Genomic DNA, 24,844 nt, shown 5'->3' with positions numbered 1-24,844 from the left:
AGGAAGAGAACGATGGGACCACAGTTACTCGAAGCAATCGAGCAAATTGCAAAAGAAAAAGAAATCGATAAGAACATCATCATCGATGCGTTAGAACAAGCATTGATTTCAGCTTACCGCCGGAACTTCGGTAAAGAGTCGGAGGCAGTCAAGGTTGAGTTCGACCAAAAAACAGGAGAGATTCGTGTCTTTGCACTGAAGGAAGTCGTCGAACGGTTGACACAACCGGAAGAGCAACTTTCGCTAGAAGAAGCGCATGAAATCGATCCGACCTATGAACTAGGAGACTTCCATAAAGTTGAAGTCACACCGGGAGATTTCGGACGTGTCGCGGCACAGACGGCAAAACAAATCGTCACACAAAAAATGCGTGAAGCAGAGCGCGAGCGCATCTACAATCACTTTGCGGATCGTGAAGATGAAATCATGACGGGGATGGTCGAACGCCAAGACGCACGTAACCTCTATGTTAATCTCGAGGGAATCGAAGCGGTTCTATCAACACATGAACAAATGCCGAATGAACGGTTCGGTATTCGGGAATACATCAAAGTATATGTGACGAAAGTCGACCCGATGGTGAAAGGGTCTGGCGCATCGATTCTTGTATCACGGACACACCCTGGCTTACTCAAACGCTTGTTTGAGATTGAAGTGCCGGAAATCGCTGATGGCGAAGTCGAAGTGAAATCTGTTGCGCGTGAAGCCGGAGATCGCTCAAAAATCGCGGTCGCGTCAGATGATATCGACCCGGTTGGTGCGTGTGTCGGTCAAAAAGGGGCACGTGTTCAAAACATCGTCAACGAATTGAACGGTGAAAAAATTGACATCGTTCGCTATTCCGATGATCCGAAAGAATATGTGGCCAATGCCTTGAGTCCTGCTCAAGTCGTCGGCGTGTATGTCAACGAACCGGCGAAGGCGACAATCGTCGTCGTGCCTGATTTCCAATTGTCACTCGCAATCGGGAAACGCGGACAAAATGCACGTCTTGCGGCGAAACTGACGGGATGGAAAATTGATATCAAGAGTGAGTCAGAAGCAGAATCGATGGGTCTTCGTGATGTGTTCCTTAAAGATGAAGCAGTTGACGTGGAAGCGGTCCAAGTCGAAGGCGAGGAATAATTCGTGCAAAAGAAGGTACCTTTACGTAAATGCGTCATCACACAAGAAATGAAAACCAAAAAAGAGCTAATTCGCGTCGTTCGAACACCTGACAGTGAGGTTGTCATCGATCTTAATGGTAAGATGAATGGGCGAGGTGCCTATTTAACGAAAGATGTAGCTGTCATTACTAAGGCGAAAAAGAAGCGAACGCTCGATCATCATTTAAAAGTCAAGACGACAGATGAATTATATGATCAATTGCTTGAGATCGCGGGAGGTATACATGAGTAAATGGGAATCGCTACTTGGTCTCGCGAACCGAGCGCGGAAAGTGACGACTGGAGAAGAACTCGTGCTGAAAGAAGTACGGGGAGGACAAGCGAAGCTTGTCCTCTTAGCAGCAGATGCGGGGGCTGCCACGCGTAAAAAGGTTACGGATAAATGTACAAGTTATCATGTCCCATATCTTGAAGTCGGGGATCGTTCGATTCTTGGCCATGCACTAGGGAAAGATGCGCGTGTTGTCGTGTCAGTCAATGAAGCCGGATTTGCGAAAAAGCTAACTGAACTCCTCTCGAACGACTAATTGGAGGTGGATCCTTTGGGTAAACGTGTATACGAATTCGCTAAGGAACAAAACGTAACAAGTAAGCAGGTCATCGCACAGCTTGAAAAGCTTGAGAAACCCGTCAAGAATCATATGGCAGTATTAGATGAACAGACAGTACAGCAACTCGACAAAGTATTTAATCCCGAGAAACATCGGGCTCAAAAAACGGAGGCTCCAAAACAAGTGAAATCAGACAATAAACCGAACAGACCAGGAACTACTACTAATAAACCAGCAGGCAATCAATCACGTAATACAAAAGGCGGACGTCCAGAATTCGGAAACCGCAACAACCGCGGTGGAAAACGTCGTCCGAACCAGAAAAAAGCAGAACCACGCAAGTTAGAAGTCGCTGACCCGAACTCGAAATCAAGTCAACGGAAAGCAGCACGCCGTGCACAAGAAGAAGCGATGGCGAACGTCGTTCAATACGCGGATAACTTGACGGTCGGTGAACTTGCTGAAAAAATGGCGAAAAAACCAAACGAACTCATCATGAAATTGATGGGCATGGGCGTCATGGCGACAATCAACCAAGATCTCGACGATGAGACGGTTGAATTGTTAGCATCAGACTTCGGTTTCGAAGTTGAAAAATCAGTCCAAGTCGACGAAACGGATTTCGATGCGTATGAACTCGACCTTGATAACTACGAACTCTCGGAACGTCCTCCTGTCGTTACGATCATGGGTCACGTTGACCATGGTAAAACAACACTTCTTGACTCGATCCGTAATACGAAAGTAACAGCGGGCGAAGCAGGTGGGATTACGCAGCACATCGGAGCATATCAAGTTGAAATCGATAACAAAAAAATCACATTCCTCGATACACCAGGTCACGCAGCGTTTACAACGATGCGGGCACGTGGTGCAGATGTGACGGATATCGCAATCATCGTCGTTGCAGCAGATGATGGTGTCATGCCACAGACGGAAGAAGCGATTAGTCACGCTAAAGCAGCAGGCGTACCAATCATCGTTGCCGTCAACAAGATGGATAAAGAAGGAGCGAATCCGGACCGCGTCAAGCAAGAATTGACAGAGTTCGAACTCGTTGCGGAAGATTGGGGCGGCGATACGATTTTCGTACCGGTTTCTGCTCTTAAAGGCGAAGGAATCGATGAGTTACTCGAAATGATTCTTCTCGTCTCAGAAGTTCAAGAATACAAATCAACACCAGAAATGCACGGGCGTGGTACGGTCATCGAGGCGAAACTCGATAAAGGTCGTGGACCGGTTGCGACGTTACTCGTCCAGCACGGGACACTTCGCGTTGGAGATCCAGTCGTCGTAGGTCATACGTTCGGTCGTATCCGGGCAATGGTCAACGATATCGGTCGCCGTGTGAAAGAAGTCGGTCCATCAACACCAATCGAAATTACAGGCTTAAACGATGTACCAAAAGCCGGTGATCAATTCTTCGCGTTTGAAGATGAGAAAAAAGCGCGTCAAATCGGTGAAGCACGTTACCAACGTGAAATCGAAGCACAACGTCGCGATTCGGCGAAAGTCAGCCTCGAAGATCTCTTTGATCGTATCAAAGAAGGCGAAGTCAAGGACTTAAACATCATCATCAAAGGTGACGTTCAAGGTTCAGTCGAAGCCCTCGCTGGTTCACTCAAGAAAATTGATGTCGAAGGCGTTAAAATTAACATCGTTCACTCAGGTGTTGGTGCCATCACAGAAGGTGATGTCATCCTCGCTTCAGCAGCGAACGCGATCATCATCGGTTTCAACGTCCGTCCAGACGGCAACGCGAAATCAATGGCAGATCAAGAAAAAGTTGAGATTCGTCTTCACAAAATCATCTACAATGCGATTGAAGAAATCGAACAAGCGATGAAAGGGTTACTTGATCCTGAATTCGTTGAGAAAATCATTGGACAAGCTGAAGTCCGTGACGTCATCAAAGTTTCGAAAGTCGGAACGATTGCTGGTGGTTACGTGACTGAAGGTAAGCTGACACGTGCAGCAGGTGTTCGTGTGGTCCGTGACAGCATCGTTATTTATGAAGGGAAACTTGATACACTACGTCGCTTTAAAGACGACGTCAAAGAAGTCGCAACCGGCTACGAATGTGGAATCAAGATTGAGAAATATGACGACATCAAAGTAGATGACGTTATCGAAGCCTTCATCATGGAAGAAGTAAAACGGAAGTAACAGAACGGAGAATATCCGAACTGGAGGGAATTCACATGAGTGTACGTTCAAATCGTGTTGCAGAACAAGTTCGTAAAGAGATTACGCAAATGCTCATCAAAGACGTCAATGATCCCCGTGTCAAAGCGATTACCGTAACAGGTGTCGAAGTGACGGGTGATTTACAGCAAGCAACGATTTTTTATTCAGTGCTTGGTGATGAGAAAGTACGCGAAGAGGCACGGATCGGTCTTGAAAAATCAAAAGGATTCATGCGTAAAGAAATTGGGTCACGCATCCGGTTACGCAAAACTCCTGAATTGATGTTCGAGATTGATACATCGGTCGAGTATGGATCGCGGATTGATGAGTTGCTCCGGAACTTGAACAAAGATTGACACATGAACAGGGCAACCACAGGCGTGGTTGCCCTTTTTTTAGGAGATGATGAGAGATGGAACCGATTGGTGTACTACCGTTAGACAAACCAGCGGGTATGACGAGTCACGATTGTGTATTTAAATTGCGCCGTTTGTTTCAAACAAAGAAAGTCGGACATACCGGCACGCTTGATCCTGAAGTCACAGGCGTCTTACCGATTTGTTTAGGACGGGCGACAAAACTTGCGCGGTTCATCACGGATGAAGGAAAACGGTATGTAGCGGAAGTGACGCTTGGTTTTTCGACGACGACAGAAGATGCCCATGGGGAAACGGTCGAGACGACTGGCGTGATGCAAGGGGCAGTGACGGAAGCGCAAATCGATTTAGTTCTCGGGCAATTGACTGGGCAAATCGAACAGACCCCGCCGTACTACTCTGCTGTTAAAGTCAATGGAAGAAAGCTATACGAATATGCACGAAAAGGAATCGAAGTCGAACGACCAACGCGCGTCGTTGAGATTCACGAATTAAAACGAACGTCTCCTTTGACGTTCGATCACAACACGTGCCGCTTTCACATGGAGATTGCCTGCGGAAAAGGAACCTATATCCGGACGCTCGCTGTTCAAATCGGAGAGTTGCTCGGTTATGCAGCGCACATGAGTCACTTGCGACGAACGGCGTCGGGTGCGATTGAAGAGGGTGATACGGTCACACTTGCGATGCTCGAAGGCTGTGAGACGGTCGAGGAGCGGATGGCGTACGTTTTACCAATTGAACAAGTCATTCAAAAGTGGCCACGGATGACTGTTGACGCTGAAACGGCAGCTCGGGTTTTAAACGGAGCAAAGCTTGCAAGCATTCCGGATGAATTCGAACTGTTTACTGTCTATAATGAAGAGGACGTACCGTTAGCGATTTATCGCCGAGACCCTGAAATCAATATGGGGCGTGTCGAGGTCATGTTACAAATCGATTAAGATCGGAGAGATAGGGATGGAAATCATTCATTTAACATATCCGGAAAAACCGGTAGCGGAGTCGGGAGTCATTGCACTTGGATTCTTTGATGGGGTTCACCTAGGGCATCAACATGTCTTGCAAACGGCAATCGAGAAAGGCGAGGAGCTCAATCTCCCTGTCACTGTGATGACGTTTGACCCGCACCCGAAGCAGGTCCTCGGAAAAAGTGACGATCAAATCCGTTACATCACCCCGCTTGATCGAAAGCTCGAGAAGATGGCGGACCTCGGAATCGACCGGGCTTACGTGATTGAGTTCACGATTGCGTTTTCCGAGTTGTCCCCGCAAGAGTTCGTCGATACGTACTTGATTGCGGCGGGTGCGAAACATATCGTCGCCGGATTTGACTATTCTTACGGACGATTCGGAGCTGGAAAAATGGCAACACTCGATTTCCATAGTCGCGGTCAATTCACACATACGACTGTCGCTGAACAGCAAGCAGATGATGAAAAAGTCAGTTCGACGCGGATTCGAAAGCTGTTAGCGGCTGGTGAAGTCGAAGCGGCAGCCAGTTTACTCGGGGAACCGTATCAAATTAAAGGGACAGTCATTCATGGAGATGCACGAGGAAGACAAATCGGCTTTCCGACTGCTAATATCCGTCCGGAGTTTGCGTATGTCATTCCGAAACTCGGGGTATACGCGACACATGTCCATTTAGAAGATGGACGGACATTCCCCGCGATGACGAACATCGGACGGAGACCGACCTTTTATGAAACAGGAGAAGTCAGTGTGGAAACCCACTTACTTCAGTTTGACGAAGATTTATACGGTCAAGAATTAAAACTGGAGTGGATCGCCTATTTACGTGACGAACGGGCATTCGACGGGATCGAGAGCTTAAAAGCACAACTCGCTCAAGATAAAATCGAAGCGGCACGTCGTTTAAACGTTTGACAGAAGAATAGCGGTTCGTTATGATAAGTCAGTACGATCACGTACAGCCGATTGACTTGGCATCAGGTCTCACCATCCGATGCTCGGCAATACGGTCATTCAAAAGATGGAGGTGGAGTGACAATGGCACTCACTAAAGAACGTAAAAACGAAATTATCGAAGCTTATGCTACGAAACAAGGCGATACTGGTTCGCCGGAAGTACAAGTTGCTGTTTTAACTGAACAGATCACAACTTTGAACGATCACTTACGTACACACAAAAAGGATCACCACTCACGTCGTGGTCTCTTGAAAATGGTCGGTCGTCGCCGTAACTTGCTCACATACCTTCGTAACAAGGATGTTGCTCGTTACCGTTCATTGATTGAGCGTCTTGGTCTTCGTCGCTAATCCGACTAAAAGGACAAGTGGAAGCAGGAGCATTGTCTCCTGTTTCTTTTTTTTGCCGATTCGTGGACATTTGGCGCAAGAACCTACATAATTAGATTTGAATGAAAAAACGGATAGTAGTGAGAGGAGATTTGTGCATGTCACAAACAAAACAGACGTTTTCGACCGAACTCGGTGGACGTACTTTAACAATTGAAATCGGTCAACTGGCCAAACAAGCGAACGGGGCAGCGATGATTCGCTATGGCGAGACAGCCGTCCTCGCAACAGTCGTTGCGTCGAAGCAACCGAAAGACTTGGATTTCTTCCCATTAACAGTGAACTATGAAGAAAAATTATACGCAGCAGGTAAAATTCCAGGAGGTTTTTTAAAACGTGAAGGCCGTCCTGGAGAAAACGCGATTTTAACATCACGATTAATTGACCGTCCGATTCGTCCACTCTTCCCAGAAGGATTCCGTCATGACATTCAAGTCGCGACGACAGTTCTTTCTTCAGATGCGGACAACTCGTCAGAAGTCGCAGCGATGATTGGTGCTTCGATTGCCCTTTCCATCTCGGATATTCCGTTTGACGGTCCAATCGCTGGTGTGACGATTGGTCGCGTTGATGGAGAGTTCATCATCAACCCAACGGCAAGTCAGTCGGAAGCAAGCGACATCGATTTACAAGTCGCAGGGACAAAACATGCCGTCAACATGGTCGAAGCCGGTGCGAAGGAAGTACCGGAAGAAGCGATGCTCGAAGCGATTCTTCTCGGACATGACGTCATCAAAGAATTGATTGCGTTCCAAGAGGAAATCGTTGCTGCCGTCGGGAAAGAGAAATTTGCCTACACGGTGTCATCATTTGATGAAGCACTTGTTGCGCGTCTGAAGACGGAAGCATTAGCAGAAGTCACGACAGCGGTTCAAGTCGAAGAAAAACAAGCGCGTGACGTCGCGATCAACGAAGTCATCTCAAAATATATTGATCTTTACGCAGCCGACGAGTCGGTCACGGAAGCACAACTTGCTGAAGTTTCTGGTGTATTGAATAAGTTCGTCAAAGCGGAAGTTCGTCGTCTCATCACAGAAGATAAAGTACGCCCGGATGGTCGTGGACTTGCTGAAATTCGTCCGCTCGACTCAGAAATCGGTCTCTTGCCACGTGCTCATGGTTCTGGACTCTTTACACGTGGTCAAACACAAGTCTTGTCTGTCGCGACGCTTGGTGTCGCTGGAGACGCACAAATCATCGATGGACTTGGTTTGAAAGAAGAAAAACGTTTCATGCACCATTACAACTTCCCGCCGTTCTCAGTCGGGGAAGCGCGTCCAATGCGTGCACCAGGTCGTCGTGAAATTGGTCACGGAGCACTTGGAGAGCGTGCCTTACAGCCTGTCTTGCCATCAGAAACAGATTTCCCGTATACGATTCGTCTCGTCTCGGAAGTGCTTGAATCAAATGGATCTTCTTCACAAGCCTCAATCTGTGGATCAATCCTCGCGATGATGGATGCCGGTGTCCCGCTTAAAGCACCAGTTGCAGGAATCGCGATGGGATTAATTAAAGAAGGCGAAAATTATTCAATCTTAACAGACATTCAAGGTATGGAAGATCACCTCGGCGACATGGACTTTAAAGTCGCAGGAACAAAAGATGGTGTAACTGCTTTACAAATGGATATGAAGATTGGCGGCATCACGCGTCAAATTCTTGAAGAGGCGCTCGAACAAGCACGCCTTGGCCGTTTGCACATTCTTGAACACATGAATTCGATCATTGCAGAACCACGTGTCGAGTTGTCGAAATATGCACCGAAAATCGTTACCCTCAAAATCAATCCGGATAAAATCCGTGATGTGATTGGACCCGGCGGTAAAGTCATCAATGCAATCATCGATGAAACAGGCGTCAAGATTGATATCGACCAAGATGGTACGGTCTTTATCGCATCGACAGATCAAGATGGCATTAATCGTGCACGTCAACTCGTCGAGGACATCGTTCGTGAAGTCGTCATCGGTGAAGAGTTTGACGGGACAGTCCGCCGGATTGAGAAATTCGGAGCGTTCGTTGAGTTGTTCAAAGGAAAAGACGCACTCGTCCACATCTCTGAGCTTGCACTTGATCGTGTCGGTCAAACGGAAGATGTCGTCAAACTCGGCGACAAGCTGAAAGTCCGTGTCACAGAAGTTGATGATAAAGGTCGTGTCAACGCCTCACATAAAATCCTTCTCGTTGAAGGAATGAGCGCGGAAGACCGTGCAGCATACGATGAAAAGAAAAAAACAGAGCGTGACAACCGCCCGCCACGTCGGGATACAGGATCTCGCCCACCACGTGACGGACAACGTCCACCACGTCGTAACTAATGAAAACAAGGTGGCTCAACGGTGCGGATTTCGCAACGAGGGCCACCTTGTTTCCGATTCAGGAGGAAACTATTATGGTCGAACGGATACAGCTACAAAACGGAGTACGAATCATCATCGAACGGATGCCGAGCGCGCGGAGCGTAGCAACAGGAATTTTCATCAAGGCCGGCTCACGAACAGAAACGCTTGAGGAACATGGAATCAGTCATTTAATCGAACATATGGTCTTTAAAGGGACAGAACAGTTCTCGGCGAAAGAGATTGCGGTTTACTTCGACCGACTTGGTGGAAATATTAATGCATTCACAAGTAAGGATCAAACGTGTTATTACGTTAAGACATTAGATGAACATGCAGCGACGGCATTTGATGTCCTAGCGGATATGTTCCTCGACTCGACGTTCGACGAAGAAGAACTCGAAAAAGAGAAACGGGTCGTCATCGAAGAAATCAAGATGTACGAAGATACACCAGATGATCTCGTCCATGAACTGCTCGCGATCGCAGCCTATGGCGAGGACGTCATGGCGCGACCAATCCTTGGGACGGAAGAGAGTGTTCTTAAAATCAATCGGCAGATGATTACGGAATACATGAAACAGGCGTATGCACCGGACCAAATCGTCATCTCGATTGCGGGTCACGTATCGGATGCTTTAGTGGAACAAGTGAAGGAGCGGTTCAGTGTCATGACACCGAGTGAAACCTCGCGTCCGATTCAGCTTCCCGAACTAAAAAATGATGTAATCCGTAAGGAAAAGGATACAGAACAGGTCCATCTTTGTTATAATTTCCGTGCAATCGATTCTACGGACGATCGTTTACCGGGACTTGCATTATTGAATAATGCCTTTGGAGCGACGATGTCTAGCCGCTTGTTCCAATCCATTCGTGAAGAACGGGGACTGGCGTACTCTGTCTTTTCGTACTACACGACATTTGACGACCATGGGACGTTCACGATTTACGTCGGTACTTCACACGAAACACTGAAGGAAGTCGAAGATGTCTTAGAAGCAGAAATCAAACTGTTGCTCGCGAATGGTTTGACGGATAAAGAAGTTGAAGATGGCATCGAGCAACTGAAAGGTTCACTCATTCTCGGGAATGAAGGAACATCAAGTCACATGAACCGAAATGCACGAAATGAACTTCATCTGGAAAAACACCCGACGTTAGAAGAAGTCATCGAAGAGGTGGAGCGCATCACTAAAGAAGATATTCAAGGATTGATCACACATATCTTCGAAGAACCACCAGCAAAAGCGTATATCTTACCGGAAATGGAAGAAGAAACCGTGTGAGAGAAGCTCTCAACTAAAAAATCATACAGAAAACATGTTGTCGAGAAAGAAGGAATACCCTTGAATTTAGCTGAATTAATCGAAGCCATCCAAATTCAAAAAATTGAACGGATGGTAGATGCGGAAGTCGTCTCTTTGACGACAGATTCACGTGACGTGAAGCCTGGGACATTATTTGTCGCGATTAAAGGATATACAGTAGATGGACACGATTACGCTCGACAGGCTGAATCGAGCGGAGCCATTGCAATCATCGCTGAACACGCGCTCGATGTGACGATTCCTGTCATTCTTGTCAGAAGTACGACGCGGGCAATCGCTGAACTTGCAGGGAAATTCTATGATTATCCTTCCGAAAAAATGCGGATGATTGGCATTACAGGAACAAACGGAAAAACGACGACGACGACGATTGTTCGTGACGTCTTGGCGCGCCTAGGGCGTAAGACAGGAATCATCGGGACTGTCGAAGTGAAGATTGGTGACCGTGTCGTTCCAAGTCGGAATACGACGCCACAAAGCTCGGAACTGCAAGCATTTTTCCATCAGATGTACCAAGAGGGCGTTGAAGACGTCATTATGGAGGTATCGTCGCATGGATTAGAGCTAGGACGTGTCACGGGCGCAGATTTTGATGTGGCAGGATTTACGAACTTAACGCATGATCATCTCGATTTCCATAAGACGTTCGAAAACTACGCCCGCGCAAAAGGGTTATTGTTTGCACAACTCGGACAGCGCCTATCGGATGAAAAGGTAGCCGTCTTGAATGCAGACGATGCGACAAGTGAATTGTTTGAGATGATGACGGGTGCGCGCGTGTTAACATATGGCATTGATCAGCCCGCGGATTTGCAGGCACACAACATTACACAGACACTTCAAGAGACGACATTTACGATGGATTATCAAGAAGAGTCGATTGAATTGACGGTCCAATTCATTGGTCGTTTTAACGTCTATAACTTGTTGCTCGCAACAGGTATCTTATTATCACTCGGCTATCGTTTACCTGAGATTTCGAACGCGATCACTCAGATTCAGCCAGCCCAAGGGCGGATGCAACGTTTACCGATCGACGGGTATAATGTCTATGTCGATTACGCCCATACACCAGATGGAATCGAGCAATGTCTGAAGGCTCTCGTCGATGTCCCGAAAGAGAAGATTATTTTCTTGATTGGAACAGGTGGAAATCGGGATGTGACGAAACGTCCGATGATGGGACAATTGGCATCGACCTATGCCGGGACGGTCATCGTCACGACGGATGATCCGCGCTTTGAGTCTTATGAGTCGATCACATCAGGGATTGCGTCAGGGATGCTTCATGACCAATTCGTCGAAATTGGCGATCGAGTCGAAGCCGTTCGATATGCAGCAAGTCTTGCACGTCCCGATAATATCGTCATTCTCGCAGGAAAAGGGCATGAAAAATATCAAATCATTGGTGACGAAAAAACACCACTCGACGAAGAACAAATCGTCAAAGAGATGATACGCCAATTGGAGGAAAAGCAGTGAATTATCAACCACTTGAATTAACGACAGAACGATTTGAAGCGTTTGTTAAAACACATCCAAAAGGGGACTTATTACAGTTACCGGCATGGGGAGACGTCAAACAGGCGACAGGATGGACCCATCAGCGGATTGCTGTTGGAACGCCGGACGGTCAACCAATCGGTGTCGCTTTACTCTTATTTAAGCAAGTGCCGAAACTACCGTTTACGTTATGTTACGCACCGCGTGGATTTGTCGTCGATTATGCAAATAAAGAAGCCGTCACAGCACTGCGTGATCTCGCGATTAAGGTGGCAAAACAACATAAAGCCATCGCCATCAAATTGGATCCGAACATTGATCGTGATGAAGACCCGACACTGCTGACAGAAATGATGGCCCTCGGATTTAAGCATAATGGTTTTGGTGGCGGCTTCGATCATGCGCAACCGCGTTTTACGATGGAGACGAGCCTTGAAGGAACGGAGAAAGAAATCTTTGATCGGTTTCATTCAAAGTTTCGCTACAACGTCCGACTGGCTGAACGAAAAGGAATTGTTTGCTATGAAGCGAGTCGTGAAGAACTGAAAACGTTCGCGAAGTTGATGGTCGAAACGGGCGAACGGGACGGGTTCTCGATCCGTGGTCTTGACTACTTCGAAAATCTCTATGATCATTTGCGTCCGAACGGGGATGCGGCACTCTTTTTAACAAAGCTTGATGCGGCGAAGGCACTTGAAAGCACGGAAGCATTATTGTTACAAGCTGATCGCGAATTAGCAAAAATCCACCGACAGCTTGAAAAGGAGACGACGGAGAAAAAAATCAAGAGTCTGAACAATCGTCTCGAACAGACGACAGCACAAATCGACAAGGCTGAGAAATCAAAAACTGAGTTGATGGCAATTGCCGCGAAGCATCCGGACGGCGTCATTCTCTCAGGTGGATTATTGACGCTTGCCGGTCGTCGTTCTTACTATTTATATGGTGCGTCGTCAAATGAGTATCGTGAGTTCATGCCGAATCACTTGATGCAGTGGACGATGATGCAATATGCCAAAGCGCACGGCGCCGTATCGTATGATTTTGGTGGCGTCAGTGGATCGACGGACCCGGATGATCACTATGCAGGGTTATACGCGTTTAAGTCGGGCTGGGGCAGTACGATGATTGAAAAAATCGGAGAATTTGATTACGTTCTCAACAAACCTCTTTATCTTGTGCTTGAAACAGGTCTACCGATTCTGAAGCGATTACGGAAGAAGTTCCGCCGCTAATGAAGAGAGGGACAATCTTTGCCTGGATCTTGTTTTTATTCGCGATGTTCGCGGTCGGGTTGTTTCTTGCCGCTTCAACAAATCGTTTACCGTCTGTTCTACTAGACCAACCAGATTTAGGAATTGACAGCTGTCCCCGGGATGTAGCAGGGGAGAACCGTTTGATTAATGCTAGTCGCGACAACCTCAAACAGCTCCACCCGGCCGTCGAAGCAGGGGCGGAGGATTTGATTCGAATTAGCCACTCTTGCTACGATATCGATATTCGAATCACGCAAGGTTATCGCACTGAAAAACAACAGGATGCCCTCTATGCACAAGGTCGTTCAACGTCTGGTGACATCGTAACAAATGCGCGTGGCGGGGAATCAATGCATAACTACGGTCTAGCGATTGACTTCGTACAAATGATTGATGGCGGGATTTCATATGACATTGACTACGATGGCAATCAATCAGGCAAGAGTGATTGGCGAGAGGTCGCCGATGTCGGTAAAGCCCTTGGATTTGAGTGGGGTGGCGACTGGAAGCGTTTTGTTGATTATCCGCATTTCGAGATGAATTTCAATTATTCTTTAAGTGAATTGAAGTCCGGTGCACGACCGAGTAAGCAAGAAAAGGCCAATCGAACTGAGGAAATCGAGCACTTGCTTGAATCCTGATGAAGCGTCATACCGGACATGTTCTGATTCGGTATGACGTTTTTTTTTTAATTTTCCTAGTCCCGTTGTTGGCAGGAAGGCAAAGTTCGGCTAGAATAGTGATAGTGATAAGTGGACGGCTCACGAAAAGTGAATACAAATAGGAGGTCATGTTGTGTCAAAGAAAAAGACGGAAAAAGTAAGCGTCTTTGCTCTTGGTGGGGCTGGTGAAATCGGTAAGAACATGTACGTCGTCGAACTCGACGAGGACATCTTCGTAATCGATGCTGGCTTGATGTTCCCAGGAGATGAGATGCTTGGAATTGACAAAGTCATTCCAGACATAAGTTATCTGAAGGAAAACAAAGAACGGATTCAAGGGATTTTCATCACGCACGGTCACGAAGACCATATCGGCGCACTCAGTTACGTCTTACGTGACTTGAAAGTGCCTGTATACGGGACACGCCTGACACTCGGATTGATTGAAATCAAATTAAAAGAAGCCGGTTTATTGAAGAAGGCAGATCTTCGTCCAATTGATGCCAAGACGAAATTAACCGTTGCGGGACATTTCATTACGTTCTTCCGCGTCAACCACTCGATACCGGATGCGGTCGGGGTTTGTATCCAAACATCACAAGGAGCCATCGTTCATACGGGGGATTTCAAGTTTGACTACACACCAGTCGACGGGAAACAAGCAGATTTCGGTAAGATTGCAGCAATCGGGCAACGGGGCGTTTTATGTCTTCTATCTGATTCAACGAATGCAGAGCGACCAGGGATGTCCGGTTCAGAGTCGACGGTCGGGTCCGAATTGAACGACGTCATCTATGAAGCACCAGGTCGTGTTATCGTTGCATCGTTCGCATCGAACGTTCACCGCTTGCAACAAGTATTCGCAGCGGCCGAAGCGAATAACCGGAAAGTTGCAGTCGTCGGACGAAGTATGGTCAACATCGTCGAAGTCGCGCAACGTTTGAACTATTTACGGTTTAAGCAAAAAACATTGATTGAGTTATCAGAAATCAATCGCCTCGATGATAACCAAGTCGTCATCTTGACGACCGGTTCACAAGGCGAGCCGATGGCGGCATTAACACGGATGGCACGCAATGCACATAAACAAGTCAACATCCGTCTTAACGATACAGTCGTCGTCGCAGCGTCACCAATTCCAGGGAACGAGAAATCGGTTTCGAAAACAATCGATCTGTTGTTCCGTGCCGGGGCGAACGTCATTTATAACCAACGTAAAGTTCACGTGTCTGGTCACGGTCACGCAGAAGACTTGAAGTTGATGCTCAACTTAATCAAACCGAAGTTCTTTATTCCGATTCACGGAGAATTCCGGATGCAAAAAGCGCATAGTCGTCTCGCACAGACGGTAGGTGTCAATGCAAACAACATCTTCATTATTGAAAATGGTGATGTGGTCGAATTTGAAAAACGTAAAGCACGCATGTCACGTAAAGTGAATGCCGGAAATGTGTTGATTGACGGGATTGGTGTAGGAGATGTCGGGAACATCGTCTTACGTGACCGTCGTCTCTTGTCTCAAGATGGTGTCGTTCTCTGCGTCATCACGATTAGTCGGAAGAACAAAACGATCGTGTCAGGCCCAGAAATCATCTCACGTGGATTCGTCTACATGCGTGAGTCAGAAGATATGATCAATGAGGCTAACCGAATCGTCGCGAAACAACTCCAAGGAAAATTAACGGGAGAACTCGATTGGACTGAAATGAAGTCGTTGATCCGAGATAAGCTGAGTTCTTATCTATATGAACAGACAAAACGTCGTCCAATGATTTTGCCGATCATCATGGAGATTTAACAAGAAGAGCGACTCAGATCGACCAATTCCTGGTCAGCTGAGTCGTTTTTTTATCAGGAGGTAGTATAGATGGCGACGACAAAAAAGAAACCTGTTCGCAAACAAACGACGGCACGGAAACGACCGCCGGCTAAAAAACAACGCCCTCCGATTCAATATCGTACATATGTAGGTGTTTTCGCTGTTTTGTTATTACTAGCCTATCTTCTTGCGTTAGGAGAATTTGGACGAGTCGGTGAGAAGTTCGCCGAGTTCGCTTTTGATACGGTCGGTCAATTCGGCTCGTTGCTTTATGGTTTGTCAGGGAGTTTGCTCCTCTTGTTCCTATCGCAACTCGAGCGACAAAAAAAATGGGCGATCAGTTTACTCGCAGCCGGTCTTTTAATTTGGATTGATTTAATATTAGGAGAGCCGAGGGGTACATTAAATGCTTGGCTCTATCAAGGATCGGCCTATTACATTTCGAGTTTTGGTGCCTTCTTGATTGGGTTGTTTTTAATTGGCACAAGCGTGCACCTGCTTCATCCGTTATTCTTCAGTGAACTGGCGCATGGAATGCTCGAGCGGGTGGAAGCGTTTCGAAATCGTGAGCGATCTTTACCTGAACGCAAGGAGCGTCCTGTCAAAGAGGCTAAAAAACAAAAAGAACGTAAACCACTCGAACGGCAAGCAAAACCAACAACAGCTAAACAGGAGACTACTGTGCCGTCACTTCCGGAAAACGAACCAGAAGATGCAGTGGAGAGTATTCAAGACGTCCCGATCATCGGGTTCGCGGACCATGTCGAACCGCAGGCGGCTGAACTACAAGGTCCGTTGACGATGACTGAAACACCGGACGGATACCAATTGCCTTCTCTTGAATTATTGATGGAGCCGACATCAAAAGATTTATCAGGAGAGAACAAACGCCTCAAGGACAATGCAACGAAATTGATTGCGACCTTAAAGTCGTTTGGGATTGGGGCAAAGGTCTTAAAAATTCATTTAGGTCCAAGTGTCACGAAGTATGAAATTGAACCGCACCAAGGGATCAAGCTCAGTCGGATTACGGGACTCGCAGATGACCTGGCGCTCGCGCTCGCTGCGAAGGACATTCGAATCGAAGCACCGATTCCGGGAAAGGCAGCGGTCGGGATCGAGGTGCCGAATCGTGAAGTGGCGATGGTCTCACTTCGGGAAGTCCTCGGAGCAGAAAGCGTTCAAGCCGATCCTGATCGATTACTTGTCGCCCTTGGACGGAGTATCTCGGGAGAGACCGTGACGGCGAAGTTAAACAAAATGCCACACGTGTTAGTCGCAGGATCGACGGGATCCGGAAAGTCAGTCTGTATCAATGGGATGATCGTCTCGATATTGATGCGGGCACGGCCGGATGAAGTCCGCTTGATGATGATTGATCCGAAAATGGTTGAGTTGAATGTCTACAATGGCATTCCGCATCTTCTCGCACCCGTCGTCACCGACCCGAAAAAAGCGGCGCAAGCCTTAAAACAAGTCGTTTCAGAGATGGAACGGCGGTATGAAATCTTCAGTCAGAACGGCGCCCGCAACATCGAAGGCTACAATGCATTGATTGATAAGATGAATGCGGAAGAGAAAGTCCATCAACGCCTACCTTACATCGTCGTCATTGTCGATGAGCTAGCAGATTTGATGATGGTCGCTTCAAACGAAGTCGAGGACGCCATCATGCGTCTTGCTCAGATGGCACGGGCAGCAGGAATTCATATGGTGATTGCGACACAGCGGCCGAGTGTCGATATCATCACGGGTGTCATCAAAGCGAACATACCGTCTCGGATTGCTTTCAGCGTATCAAGTGGAACGGATTCTCGCACCATCCTCGATACGAGCGGGGCAGATAAGCTACTCGGACGAGGAGACATGCTACTACTTGGAAATGGGATGAATAAACCTGTTCGTGTCCAAGGGGCGTTCTTATCAGACGAAGAGGTTGAAAAAGTCGTCAACCATGTCATCAGTCAACAAAAAGCACAGTACGTGGAAGCGATGATTCCAAAAGATGTTCCTGAGGGTGAATCTGACGTCGACGATCCGTTATATGATGAGGTTGTTCAGTTCATCTTGACGCAAGATACAGCCTCGACGTCAATGATACAGCGGAAGTATCGGATTGGTTATAATCGCGCTGCACGACTGATCGATGCATTAGAAGAGAATGGCCTCGTCGGTCCGTCAGAAGGATCGAAACCACGCCGAGTCATCGGACGTTAAGTAATAACAGAGAACCAGCGTTCACATAATGAGCGTTGGTTTTCTTTACGTGTAAGAAAATATTAAAAAAAGTCTAAATGAGAACGATTTCAGGAAAATAGTTGTCAGACGTCTGTTGATTTTATACGCATGTTTTGTCATACTCAGTCATATGAGTTGACCTACCTCTCACAGAGGTAAGTGAGCGACTTTTACACAAATAGATAATGAAAGCGCTCACATAAATGGAAGAGGAGATGAATGACAATGAAGAAAAAACAAGTACTTGTGTCAGCAATGACGGTAGCAACAGTGGGACTCGCAGCATGTGGAGGATCAGATGATAGTGCAAAGGGAAACAAGGACGAGTTTTCTGTCGCAATGGTTGCCGATAAAGGCGGAATCGATGATAAATCGTTTAACCAGTCGGCGTGGGAAGGTCTGCAAGCGTATGGAAAAGAAAACGACCTTCAGAAAAATGAGGGTTACTCGTACCTTCAATCAAAATCGCAACAAGATTACCAACCGAACTTATCGCGTCTTGCACGAGCGGGAGAAGATTTGATTTTTGGGATTGGGAATACGTTTAATGAAGATATCAAAACGGTTGCCGATCAGTTTAAAGATACACAGTTTGCAATCATCGATAACGTCGTCGAAGGAGACAACGTGACATCGATTACGTTTAAAGAAAACGAAGGTGCCTACCTTGCGGGAATCGTTGCCGCGATGGAAACGAAAACAGATCACATCGGCTTTGTCGGTGGAATGAAGATGGATGTAATCGAACGCTTCCGGGCAGGCTTTGAGGCTGGGGCAAAATCCGTTAATCCGAACATCAAAGTTGACGTACAGTACGCAGAAGATTTCGCTGCACCTGAAAAAGGACAAGCAATCGCAGCAGGCATGTATGGTAAAGGGGCAGATATCATTTTCCCGGCAGCCGGTGGAACAGGAAACGGCGTCTTCACAGAAGCGAAAAACCGGAAGAAAAATGGAGAAGAAGTTGCTGTCATCGGTGTCGATCGTGACCAACAAGAAGAAGGCATGCCAGAAGATGTCACGTTGACATCTGTCATCAAACGAGTGGACTTAGCGGTCAAAGATACAGCGAATGAAGCGAAAGCTGGAAAACTCACAGGTGGAGAGACGATTCGTTACGGTTTGAAAGAGCAAGGCGTTGATATCATTGAGTCAGAAAAAATCTCGAAAAAGACACTCGACATGCTCGAACAAGCGAAAGAAAAAGTCATTTCAGGTAAAACAGAAGTACCTGAACAATAAGCGTCAAAGGAAGAGAGGGCATTCTTAGGTAGAACGCCCTATTTTCTTCCAACAATAGATACGATATGAAAAGGGTTACAAAAGCGCCAGAAGTCAGACTTCTAACCTGTTACAAAATGATTGCAGGATTGTGTTCGACGTCATATACTTATCTTGGCTGGAGTTCTCATACGTCAGAAGTCTGAGCACTGGTTACAACTAGATAGAGGATGGAGATGCGTCATGTCGATTAAATTAGATCATCGTTTGCTTTACTTACGAGTGATTGAAAAGATTAAGTCTGACATCGATGACGGCGTTTACAAGGAAGGCGAGAAACTACCTTCAGAGTTTGAACTTTCAAAGCAACTTGGCGTTAGTCGAGCGACTCTTCGGGAGGCTTTACGAATTCTTGAAGATGAGAACATCGTCATCCGTAAACACGGTGTCGGTACGTTTATCAATGCAAGACCACCATTCACGTCGGGGATTGAAGAATTGTACAGTGTGACGGAGATGATTGCGCGCGCTGGGATGATTCCAACGTCTGAAGTCTTATCTTCAGAAATGGTCCAACCGACAGAACGTGACCGAGAACGTTTCCAACTTGGTCCGGATGAACTGGTTTATCGAATCGAACGAATCCGACTTGCAGGAGATGTTCCTGTTGTCTATTGCGTCGATAAGATTCCAAGCCATTATATTAAAAATGAAGAACAGTTTACGTCCTCGACTTCACTGTTCGACGCACTAGAAAAAGAACTAGGTCGTCGGGTCACACATGCGGTGACGCATATCGAACCTCGAATCGATCCGAAAATCGCTGAACAATTACATACGGACCAACCCTTGCTCGCGTTGCGACAAACGCATTATGATGAGCTCGACCGATCCGTTCTTTATTCAGCGAACTATTTCCGTGCGGATAAGTTTGATTTCCATGTCATCCGTAAACGTGTATAATCGATTGTTTTAGGAGTTTTACTGAAAGCGCTTCCGCCAACCTACGTAACGCTCCTCATCACCAGCCTCAGGTGCTTGACGTAGTCAGGAACTTTGTATGACCATATTCGAAAGGGGATTATTTCAGATGAAAAAGAAGTCACTTCTCGCATTAGCAGCAACAGGTTTAGCAATGAGTTCGGTACTCGCAGCATGTGGTAGCAACGATGATTCTAAAGATTCAGGAAGCGGCGAAAAAGACGGCTTCAAAGTAGGTATGGTCACAGATACAGGCGGTGTTGATGATAAATCATTCAACCAATCTGCATGGGAAGGCATTCAGAAGTTCGGTAAAGATAACGATTTGGAAGAAGGAACTGGTTACAAATACCTTCAATCAGCAAAACAATCGGATTATCAACCGAACTTACAACAATTAGCACGTGCGAACTACGACTTGATTCTCGGAATCGGGTTCTTGATGGCAGAAGACATCGGTAAAGTAGCGGATCAGTTTGACGACAAGAACTTTGCACTCGTCGATATGGTCGTTGATAAGCCGAACGTCGCGTCAATCGTCTTCAAGGAAAACGAAGGTTCGTTCCTCGTCGGTGTCGTCGCGGGTCTTACTACGAAAACAGATAAAGTCGGATTCGTCGGTGGCGTAAACTCAGACTTAATCAAAAAGTTTGAAAGTGGATTTAAAGCAGGCGTCATGGCTGTCAACCCAGATGCAAAAGTTGAAGTTCAATATGCAGAAGATTTCAATGCTGCTGAAAAAGGACAAGCAATTGCTTCAGGGATGTACGGTAAGAAAGTTGACGTGATTTATCACGCAGCTGGTGGTACAGGACAAGGTGTCTTCACAGAAGCGAAGAACCGTAAGAAAAACGGTGAAGATGTTTGGGTCATCGGTGTTGACCGTGACCAAGTCGAAGAAGGTATGCCAGAAAACGTTACATTGACGTCAATGGTCAAGCGTGTTGATACAGCAGTTGAACAAGTTGCGAAAGATACGAAAGATGGCAACTTCCCAGCAGGTAAAGTCGTAGAATTCGGTCTTAAAGACGGCGGCGTTGATATCGCACCTTCACAAGACAACATTGAAAAAGACGTCTTGACGAAAGTCGAAGACTACAAAAAACAAATCATCGATGGAAAGATCACAGTTCCAGGAACTGACGATGAGTATAAAGAGTACGAAGCATCACTTTAATAAAATGGAAGCGGGGGTCGCTAGCATTGCGGCCTCCCCTTTTAAACTAAACATGGGAGTGGATTTTCTTGGAATACGTCATTGAGATGCTAAACATACGAAAAGAGTTTGGCAGTTTCGTCGCAAATGATAATATCACGCTCCAGCTTCGGAAAGGTGAGATTCACGCTTTACTTGGTGAAAACGGTGCCGGAAAATCGACGCTGATGAACGTCTTATTTGGTTTGTATCAGCCTGAGGCTGGAGAAATTCGTGTACGCGGTGAAAAAGTTAATATTACGAGTCCGAACGTCGCGAATGATCTTGGAATCGGCATGGTGCATCAACACTTCATGCTCGTTCAAAATTTCACCGTCACGGAAAACATCATTTTAGGTGCAGAACCGAAATCGGGTCTTAAAATCGACCGCGCAACTGCCCGGGAGAAAGTACGCCAAATTTCGGAGCAGTATGGTCTTGCGGTAGATCCAGATGCAAAAATTGAAGATATTTCAGTCGGGATGCAACAACGTGTCGAGATTTTAAAGACACTGTATCGTGGAGCTGACATTCTCATCTTCGATGAACCATCGGCTGTATTGACGCCTCAGGAAATCAAAGAATTGATTCAAATCATGAATCGGTTGATTGCTGAAGGTAAGTCGATCATCTTGATCACACATAAATTGAAGGAAATCATGGAAGTGGCAGATCGCTGTACGACGATTCGTCGTGGTAAGTACATTGGTACAGTTGATATCGATGAAACGATGACACAGTCGAGACTCGCTGAAATGATGGTTGGCCGTGAAGTAAACTTTGATGCGGAGTATTCCAAGGCAAATCCACAAGAACTCGTTCTCGATGTAAAAAACCTCGTCGTTAAAGACGGTCGTGGGATTAAAGCAGTCGACGGACTGAACTTAGATGTTCGAGCCGGCGAAATTGTCGGGATTGCAGGGATTGATGGGAATGGTCAAACTGAATTGATTGAAGCAATCACAGGATTAAGAAGAGCCGAAAGCGGAGAAGTATTCTTAAACAACAAATCAATCAAAAACCTGAAGCCGCGGAAAGTGACGGAAGCGGGCATCGGTCATATTCCTCAAGACCGTCATAAACATGGACTCGTTCTTGATTATTCAATCGGTCATAACATGGTCTTACAAACGTACTATCAAAAACCGTATTCAAAAGCAGGCATCATGAACTATAAGCAGGTCATGGAAAAAGCTCAAACGTTAATTGAGAAGTTCGACGTCCGAACTCCAAGTCCTGAAACATTTGCTCGCGCCTTATCGGGCGGGAACCAGCAAAAAGCCATCATCGCGCGTGAAGTCGATCGTTCACCTGACTTATTAATTGCTGCGCAACCAACACGTGGACTCGATGTCGGTGCAATTGAATTCATTCATGAGCAGTTAGTACTTGAACGGGAAAAAGGACGCGCTGTCCTCTTGATTTCGTTTGAACTCGAAGAAATTTTACAAGTCTCAGACCGCATTGCCGTTCTGTATGAAGGACGGACAGTAGCCTTTCTCGATCCTAAGGAAACGAATGAAATTGAACTCGGCTTCCTGATGGCTGGCGGTAAGAAAGAGGAGGTAGGTCGTTCATGAAACTCGAACGTTTTTATGGGATTTTGATTCCAATCTTGTCAATTATCCTCGGGATGGTAGTTGGTGCCATCGTCATGTTGATTGGTGGTTATGACCCAATCGCTGGATTTGATCAACTGTTTTACGGAATCTTTGGTGAACCGTATAGTATCGGAGAAACGTTGCGTGCAGCAGCACCATTGATTTTTGCGGGTCTCGCCGTCGCCTTTGCCTTTCGAACGGGATTATTTAACATCGGGGTTGAAGGTCAAGTTTTAGTCGGTTGGATGGTCGCGGTCTGGATCGGGATTTCTTTCGATCTCCCGACAGCAATCCACTTGCCACTCGCGTTAATCGGAGCGGGTTTAGCGGGGGCACTTTGGGCTGCGGTTCCAGGTATTTTAAAAGCGCGTTTCCATGTCCATGAAGTCATCACGTCAATCATGATGAACTACATCGCGTTGTATGTGACGAATGATATTTTACGTCACGTCATCGGAATCAAAAACGAGCGGACAGATTCAGTCAAAGAAACGGCTTCGTTGGCTTCACCATTCTTGCAAGAGTTAACGGATTTTTCGCGTTTGCACAATGGGATTTTCATTGCCATCGTCGCCGCACTCGTCTTCTGGTTCATTCTTTGGAAGACGACGCTCGGTTACGAGTTACGTGCAGTTGGATTTAATAAAAGTGCTGCAGAGTATGCCGGTATGGGTGTCAATAAGAACATCATTCTCTCATTCGTCATCTCTGGTGTATTCGCTGGATTTGCTGGTGCGATGGAAGGGTTAGGGACATTCCAAAACATGACGCTAAACGCATCCTTTACGGGTGTTGGATTTGACGGAATCGCCGTCGCCTTACTTGGTGCGAACAACCCGATCGGAGTCGTTCTGGCCGCGTTATTATTTGCCGGACTCAACATTGGCGGATTGTCGATGCAACAAATCGGGATTCCACCAGAACTGATTAAAATCATCATCGCCTTCATCATCATCTTCGTCGCTTCCGGTTACGCGATCCGTCTCGTCATCGAAAAGCTGACGGTTAAAAGAGCAGAAGGCAAAAAAGTGAAAGGAGCCGATAAATAATGGGCTTTCTAGATGTACTTTATATTATCGTACCGATCGCGCTTGCCTATTCGGCTCCATTGATCATTGCAGCGCTCGGTGGTATTTTCAGTGAACGTTCTGGTGTCGTCAACATCGCGCTTGAAGGCTTGATGGTCATGGGTGCATTCACGGGTGTTGTTTCAGCCCTGACATTATCGAAGATGGGATTCGGCGCTGCTAGTCCATGGATTGCGATGTTAATCGCTATCGTCATCGGAGCAATCTTCGCTTTATTCCTTGCAGTGCCTGCGATTTTGTTCCGTGCCGACCAAACGGTACTTGGTGTCGCGATCAATATCTTAGCAGTTGGTCTTGCGATTTTCTTAGTCCGTGCCTTCTATGGAAAAGGACAAACAGACTCGATTCCGAACCGGATTTCGAAAGAGAATGTGCCGTTCCTATCTGATATTCCTGTTATAAAAATGTTTTTTGCAAACGTCTACTATACTTCGTACATTGCGATTATCTTAGCAGTTGTGGCATGGTTCGTCGTCTTTAAGACACCATTCGGTCTTCGTCTCCGTTCTGTCGGAGAACATCCGATGGCAGCAGATACGATGGGGATTAACGTCACGAAGATGCGCTTTATCGGAGTCATGATTTCAGGCGGATTCGGTGGCCTTGCGGGTGCAGTTTATGCAACTTCGATTTCATTGAACTTCAGCGTGACGACGATTCTCGGGCAAGGTTTCCTTGCGATTGCCGCGATGATTTTCGGAAAATGGAATCCGCTCGGTGCAATGGCAGCTGCCTTGTTCTTCGGTTTCGCTCAAGCGATTTCCATTATCGGACAACAGTTACCATTACTCGATCAAATTCCTCAAGTCTATCTTTTGATTGCGCCTTACGTCTTAACGATCCTTGCACTTGCTGGTGTCGTCGGTCGCGCCGATGCACCAAAAGCTGTTGGTGTACCGTACATCAAAGGGAAACGATAACGATCATTCAGGTATTCTTGTTAAAAAAAGCTGTACGGATCGACCGATTGGGTCGAACCGTACAGCTTTTTTGATGTATGGTCATAAAAA

Annotated in this window: 21 protein-coding genes; all 21 read left to right on the top strand. The window is 46.6% G+C overall.

Annotated features, from left to right (window positions below):
* Positions 1-12 precede the first annotated feature (12 nt).
* The 21 genes from nusA (at position 13) to AC0VYQ_RS09405 (ending at position 24,754) form a co-directional block, all read left to right on the top strand.
* Complete coding sequence (gene nusA / locus AC0VYQ_RS09505) at positions 13-1,125, top strand: transcription termination factor NusA (RefSeq protein WP_029330738.1); 1,113 nt, start codon at positions 13-15, stop codon at positions 1,123-1,125.
* A 3-nt stretch (positions 1,126-1,128) separates the two neighbouring features.
* Positions 1,129-1,398 carry an RNase P modulator RnpM gene (gene rnpM, locus AC0VYQ_RS09500; protein ID WP_029330736.1) on the top strand — a complete coding sequence of 90 codons (270 nt, stop codon included), beginning with the start codon at positions 1,129-1,131 and terminating at the stop codon, positions 1,396-1,398.
* The gene (locus AC0VYQ_RS09495; protein ID WP_029330734.1) at positions 1,391-1,693 is read left to right on the top strand and encodes a YlxQ family RNA-binding protein; all 303 of its coding nucleotides are present in this window, start codon (positions 1,391-1,393) and stop codon (positions 1,691-1,693) included. The genes rnpM and AC0VYQ_RS09495 overlap by 8 nt, the downstream gene beginning before the upstream one ends.
* Positions 1,694-1,708: 15 nt before the next feature.
* Positions 1,709-3,883, top strand: coding sequence for a translation initiation factor IF-2 (gene infB, locus AC0VYQ_RS09490; RefSeq protein ID WP_029330732.1), 2,175 nt, complete (start codon positions 1,709-1,711; stop codon positions 3,881-3,883).
* Between the two features lie 35 nt (positions 3,884-3,918).
* Positions 3,919-4,260 carry a 30S ribosome-binding factor RbfA gene (gene rbfA, locus AC0VYQ_RS09485; protein ID WP_029330730.1) on the top strand — a complete coding sequence of 114 codons (342 nt, stop codon included), beginning with the start codon at positions 3,919-3,921 and terminating at the stop codon, positions 4,258-4,260.
* Positions 4,261-4,316: 56 nt separating this feature from the next.
* Positions 4,317-5,225 carry a tRNA pseudouridine(55) synthase TruB gene (truB, locus tag AC0VYQ_RS09480; RefSeq protein ID WP_214804429.1) on the top strand — a complete coding sequence of 303 codons (909 nt, stop codon included), beginning with the start codon at positions 4,317-4,319 and terminating at the stop codon, positions 5,223-5,225.
* A 16-nt stretch (positions 5,226-5,241) separates the two neighbouring features.
* The gene (locus AC0VYQ_RS09475; RefSeq protein ID WP_159172422.1) at positions 5,242-6,171 is read left to right on the top strand and encodes a bifunctional riboflavin kinase/FAD synthetase; all 930 of its coding nucleotides are present in this window, start codon (positions 5,242-5,244) and stop codon (positions 6,169-6,171) included.
* Positions 6,172-6,294: 123 nt separating this feature from the next.
* A complete protein-coding gene (gene rpsO / locus AC0VYQ_RS09470) occupies positions 6,295-6,564 on the top strand; it encodes a 30S ribosomal protein S15 (protein ID WP_023468676.1) in 270 nt (89 codons plus the stop codon).
* 137 nt (positions 6,565-6,701) lie between these two features.
* Positions 6,702-8,921 carry a polyribonucleotide nucleotidyltransferase gene (gene pnp / locus AC0VYQ_RS09465; protein ID WP_088837342.1) on the top strand — a complete coding sequence of 740 codons (2,220 nt, stop codon included), beginning with the start codon at positions 6,702-6,704 and terminating at the stop codon, positions 8,919-8,921.
* 74 nt (positions 8,922-8,995) lie between these two features.
* Positions 8,996-10,228 carry a M16 family metallopeptidase gene (locus AC0VYQ_RS09460; RefSeq protein WP_475403475.1) on the top strand — a complete coding sequence of 411 codons (1,233 nt, stop codon included), beginning with the start codon at positions 8,996-8,998 and terminating at the stop codon, positions 10,226-10,228.
* Between the two features lie 60 nt (positions 10,229-10,288).
* Positions 10,289-11,752 (top strand): UDP-N-acetylmuramoyl-L-alanyl-D-glutamate--2,6-diaminopimelate ligase, encoded by a 1,464-nt coding sequence (locus AC0VYQ_RS09455; RefSeq protein WP_088837340.1) that lies wholly within the window; start codon positions 10,289-10,291, stop codon positions 11,750-11,752.
* On the top strand, positions 11,749-13,008 hold the full coding sequence (locus tag AC0VYQ_RS09450; RefSeq protein WP_029330720.1) for a lipid II:glycine glycyltransferase FemX: 1,260 nt from the start codon (positions 11,749-11,751) through the stop codon (positions 13,006-13,008). Before AC0VYQ_RS09455 ends, AC0VYQ_RS09450 begins: the two co-directional genes overlap by 4 nt.
* Positions 13,008-13,670 (top strand): M15 family metallopeptidase, encoded by a 663-nt coding sequence (locus tag AC0VYQ_RS09445; RefSeq protein ID WP_251131906.1) that lies wholly within the window; start codon positions 13,008-13,010, stop codon positions 13,668-13,670. The genes AC0VYQ_RS09450 and AC0VYQ_RS09445 overlap by 1 nt, the downstream gene beginning before the upstream one ends.
* 154 nt (positions 13,671-13,824) lie before the next feature.
* Complete coding sequence (locus AC0VYQ_RS09440; protein ID WP_029330716.1) at positions 13,825-15,489, top strand: ribonuclease J; 1,665 nt, start codon at positions 13,825-13,827, stop codon at positions 15,487-15,489.
* Between the two features lie 69 nt (positions 15,490-15,558).
* On the top strand, positions 15,559-17,727 hold the full coding sequence (locus AC0VYQ_RS09435) for a DNA translocase FtsK (protein ID WP_214804431.1): 2,169 nt from the start codon (positions 15,559-15,561) through the stop codon (positions 17,725-17,727).
* Between the two features lie 246 nt (positions 17,728-17,973).
* The gene (locus AC0VYQ_RS09430; protein WP_214765118.1) at positions 17,974-18,990 is read left to right on the top strand and encodes a BMP family lipoprotein; all 1,017 of its coding nucleotides are present in this window, start codon (positions 17,974-17,976) and stop codon (positions 18,988-18,990) included.
* A 222-nt stretch (positions 18,991-19,212) separates the two neighbouring features.
* Positions 19,213-19,932 (top strand): GntR family transcriptional regulator, encoded by a 720-nt coding sequence (locus tag AC0VYQ_RS09425; protein WP_029330710.1) that lies wholly within the window; start codon positions 19,213-19,215, stop codon positions 19,930-19,932.
* A 127-nt stretch (positions 19,933-20,059) separates the two neighbouring features.
* Positions 20,060-21,127 carry a BMP family lipoprotein gene (locus tag AC0VYQ_RS09420; RefSeq protein WP_475403474.1) on the top strand — a complete coding sequence of 356 codons (1,068 nt, stop codon included), beginning with the start codon at positions 20,060-20,062 and terminating at the stop codon, positions 21,125-21,127.
* Positions 21,128-21,195: 68 nt separating this feature from the next.
* Positions 21,196-22,725 carry an ABC transporter ATP-binding protein gene (locus AC0VYQ_RS09415; RefSeq protein ID WP_088837336.1) on the top strand — a complete coding sequence of 510 codons (1,530 nt, stop codon included), beginning with the start codon at positions 21,196-21,198 and terminating at the stop codon, positions 22,723-22,725.
* On the top strand, positions 22,722-23,795 hold the full coding sequence (locus AC0VYQ_RS09410) for an ABC transporter permease (RefSeq protein ID WP_088837335.1): 1,074 nt from the start codon (positions 22,722-22,724) through the stop codon (positions 23,793-23,795). Before AC0VYQ_RS09415 ends, AC0VYQ_RS09410 begins: the two co-directional genes overlap by 4 nt.
* The gene (locus tag AC0VYQ_RS09405) at positions 23,795-24,754 is read left to right on the top strand and encodes an ABC transporter permease (protein WP_475403473.1); all 960 of its coding nucleotides are present in this window, start codon (positions 23,795-23,797) and stop codon (positions 24,752-24,754) included. The genes AC0VYQ_RS09410 and AC0VYQ_RS09405 overlap by 1 nt, the downstream gene beginning before the upstream one ends.
* Positions 24,755-24,844 lie beyond the last annotated feature (90 nt).

This window comes from Exiguobacterium sp. QJM3NY_9 (assembly GCF_056173545.1).
Note: the sequence above shows the minus strand (reverse complement) of the source record. Positions and strands in the feature narration are given on the sequence as shown.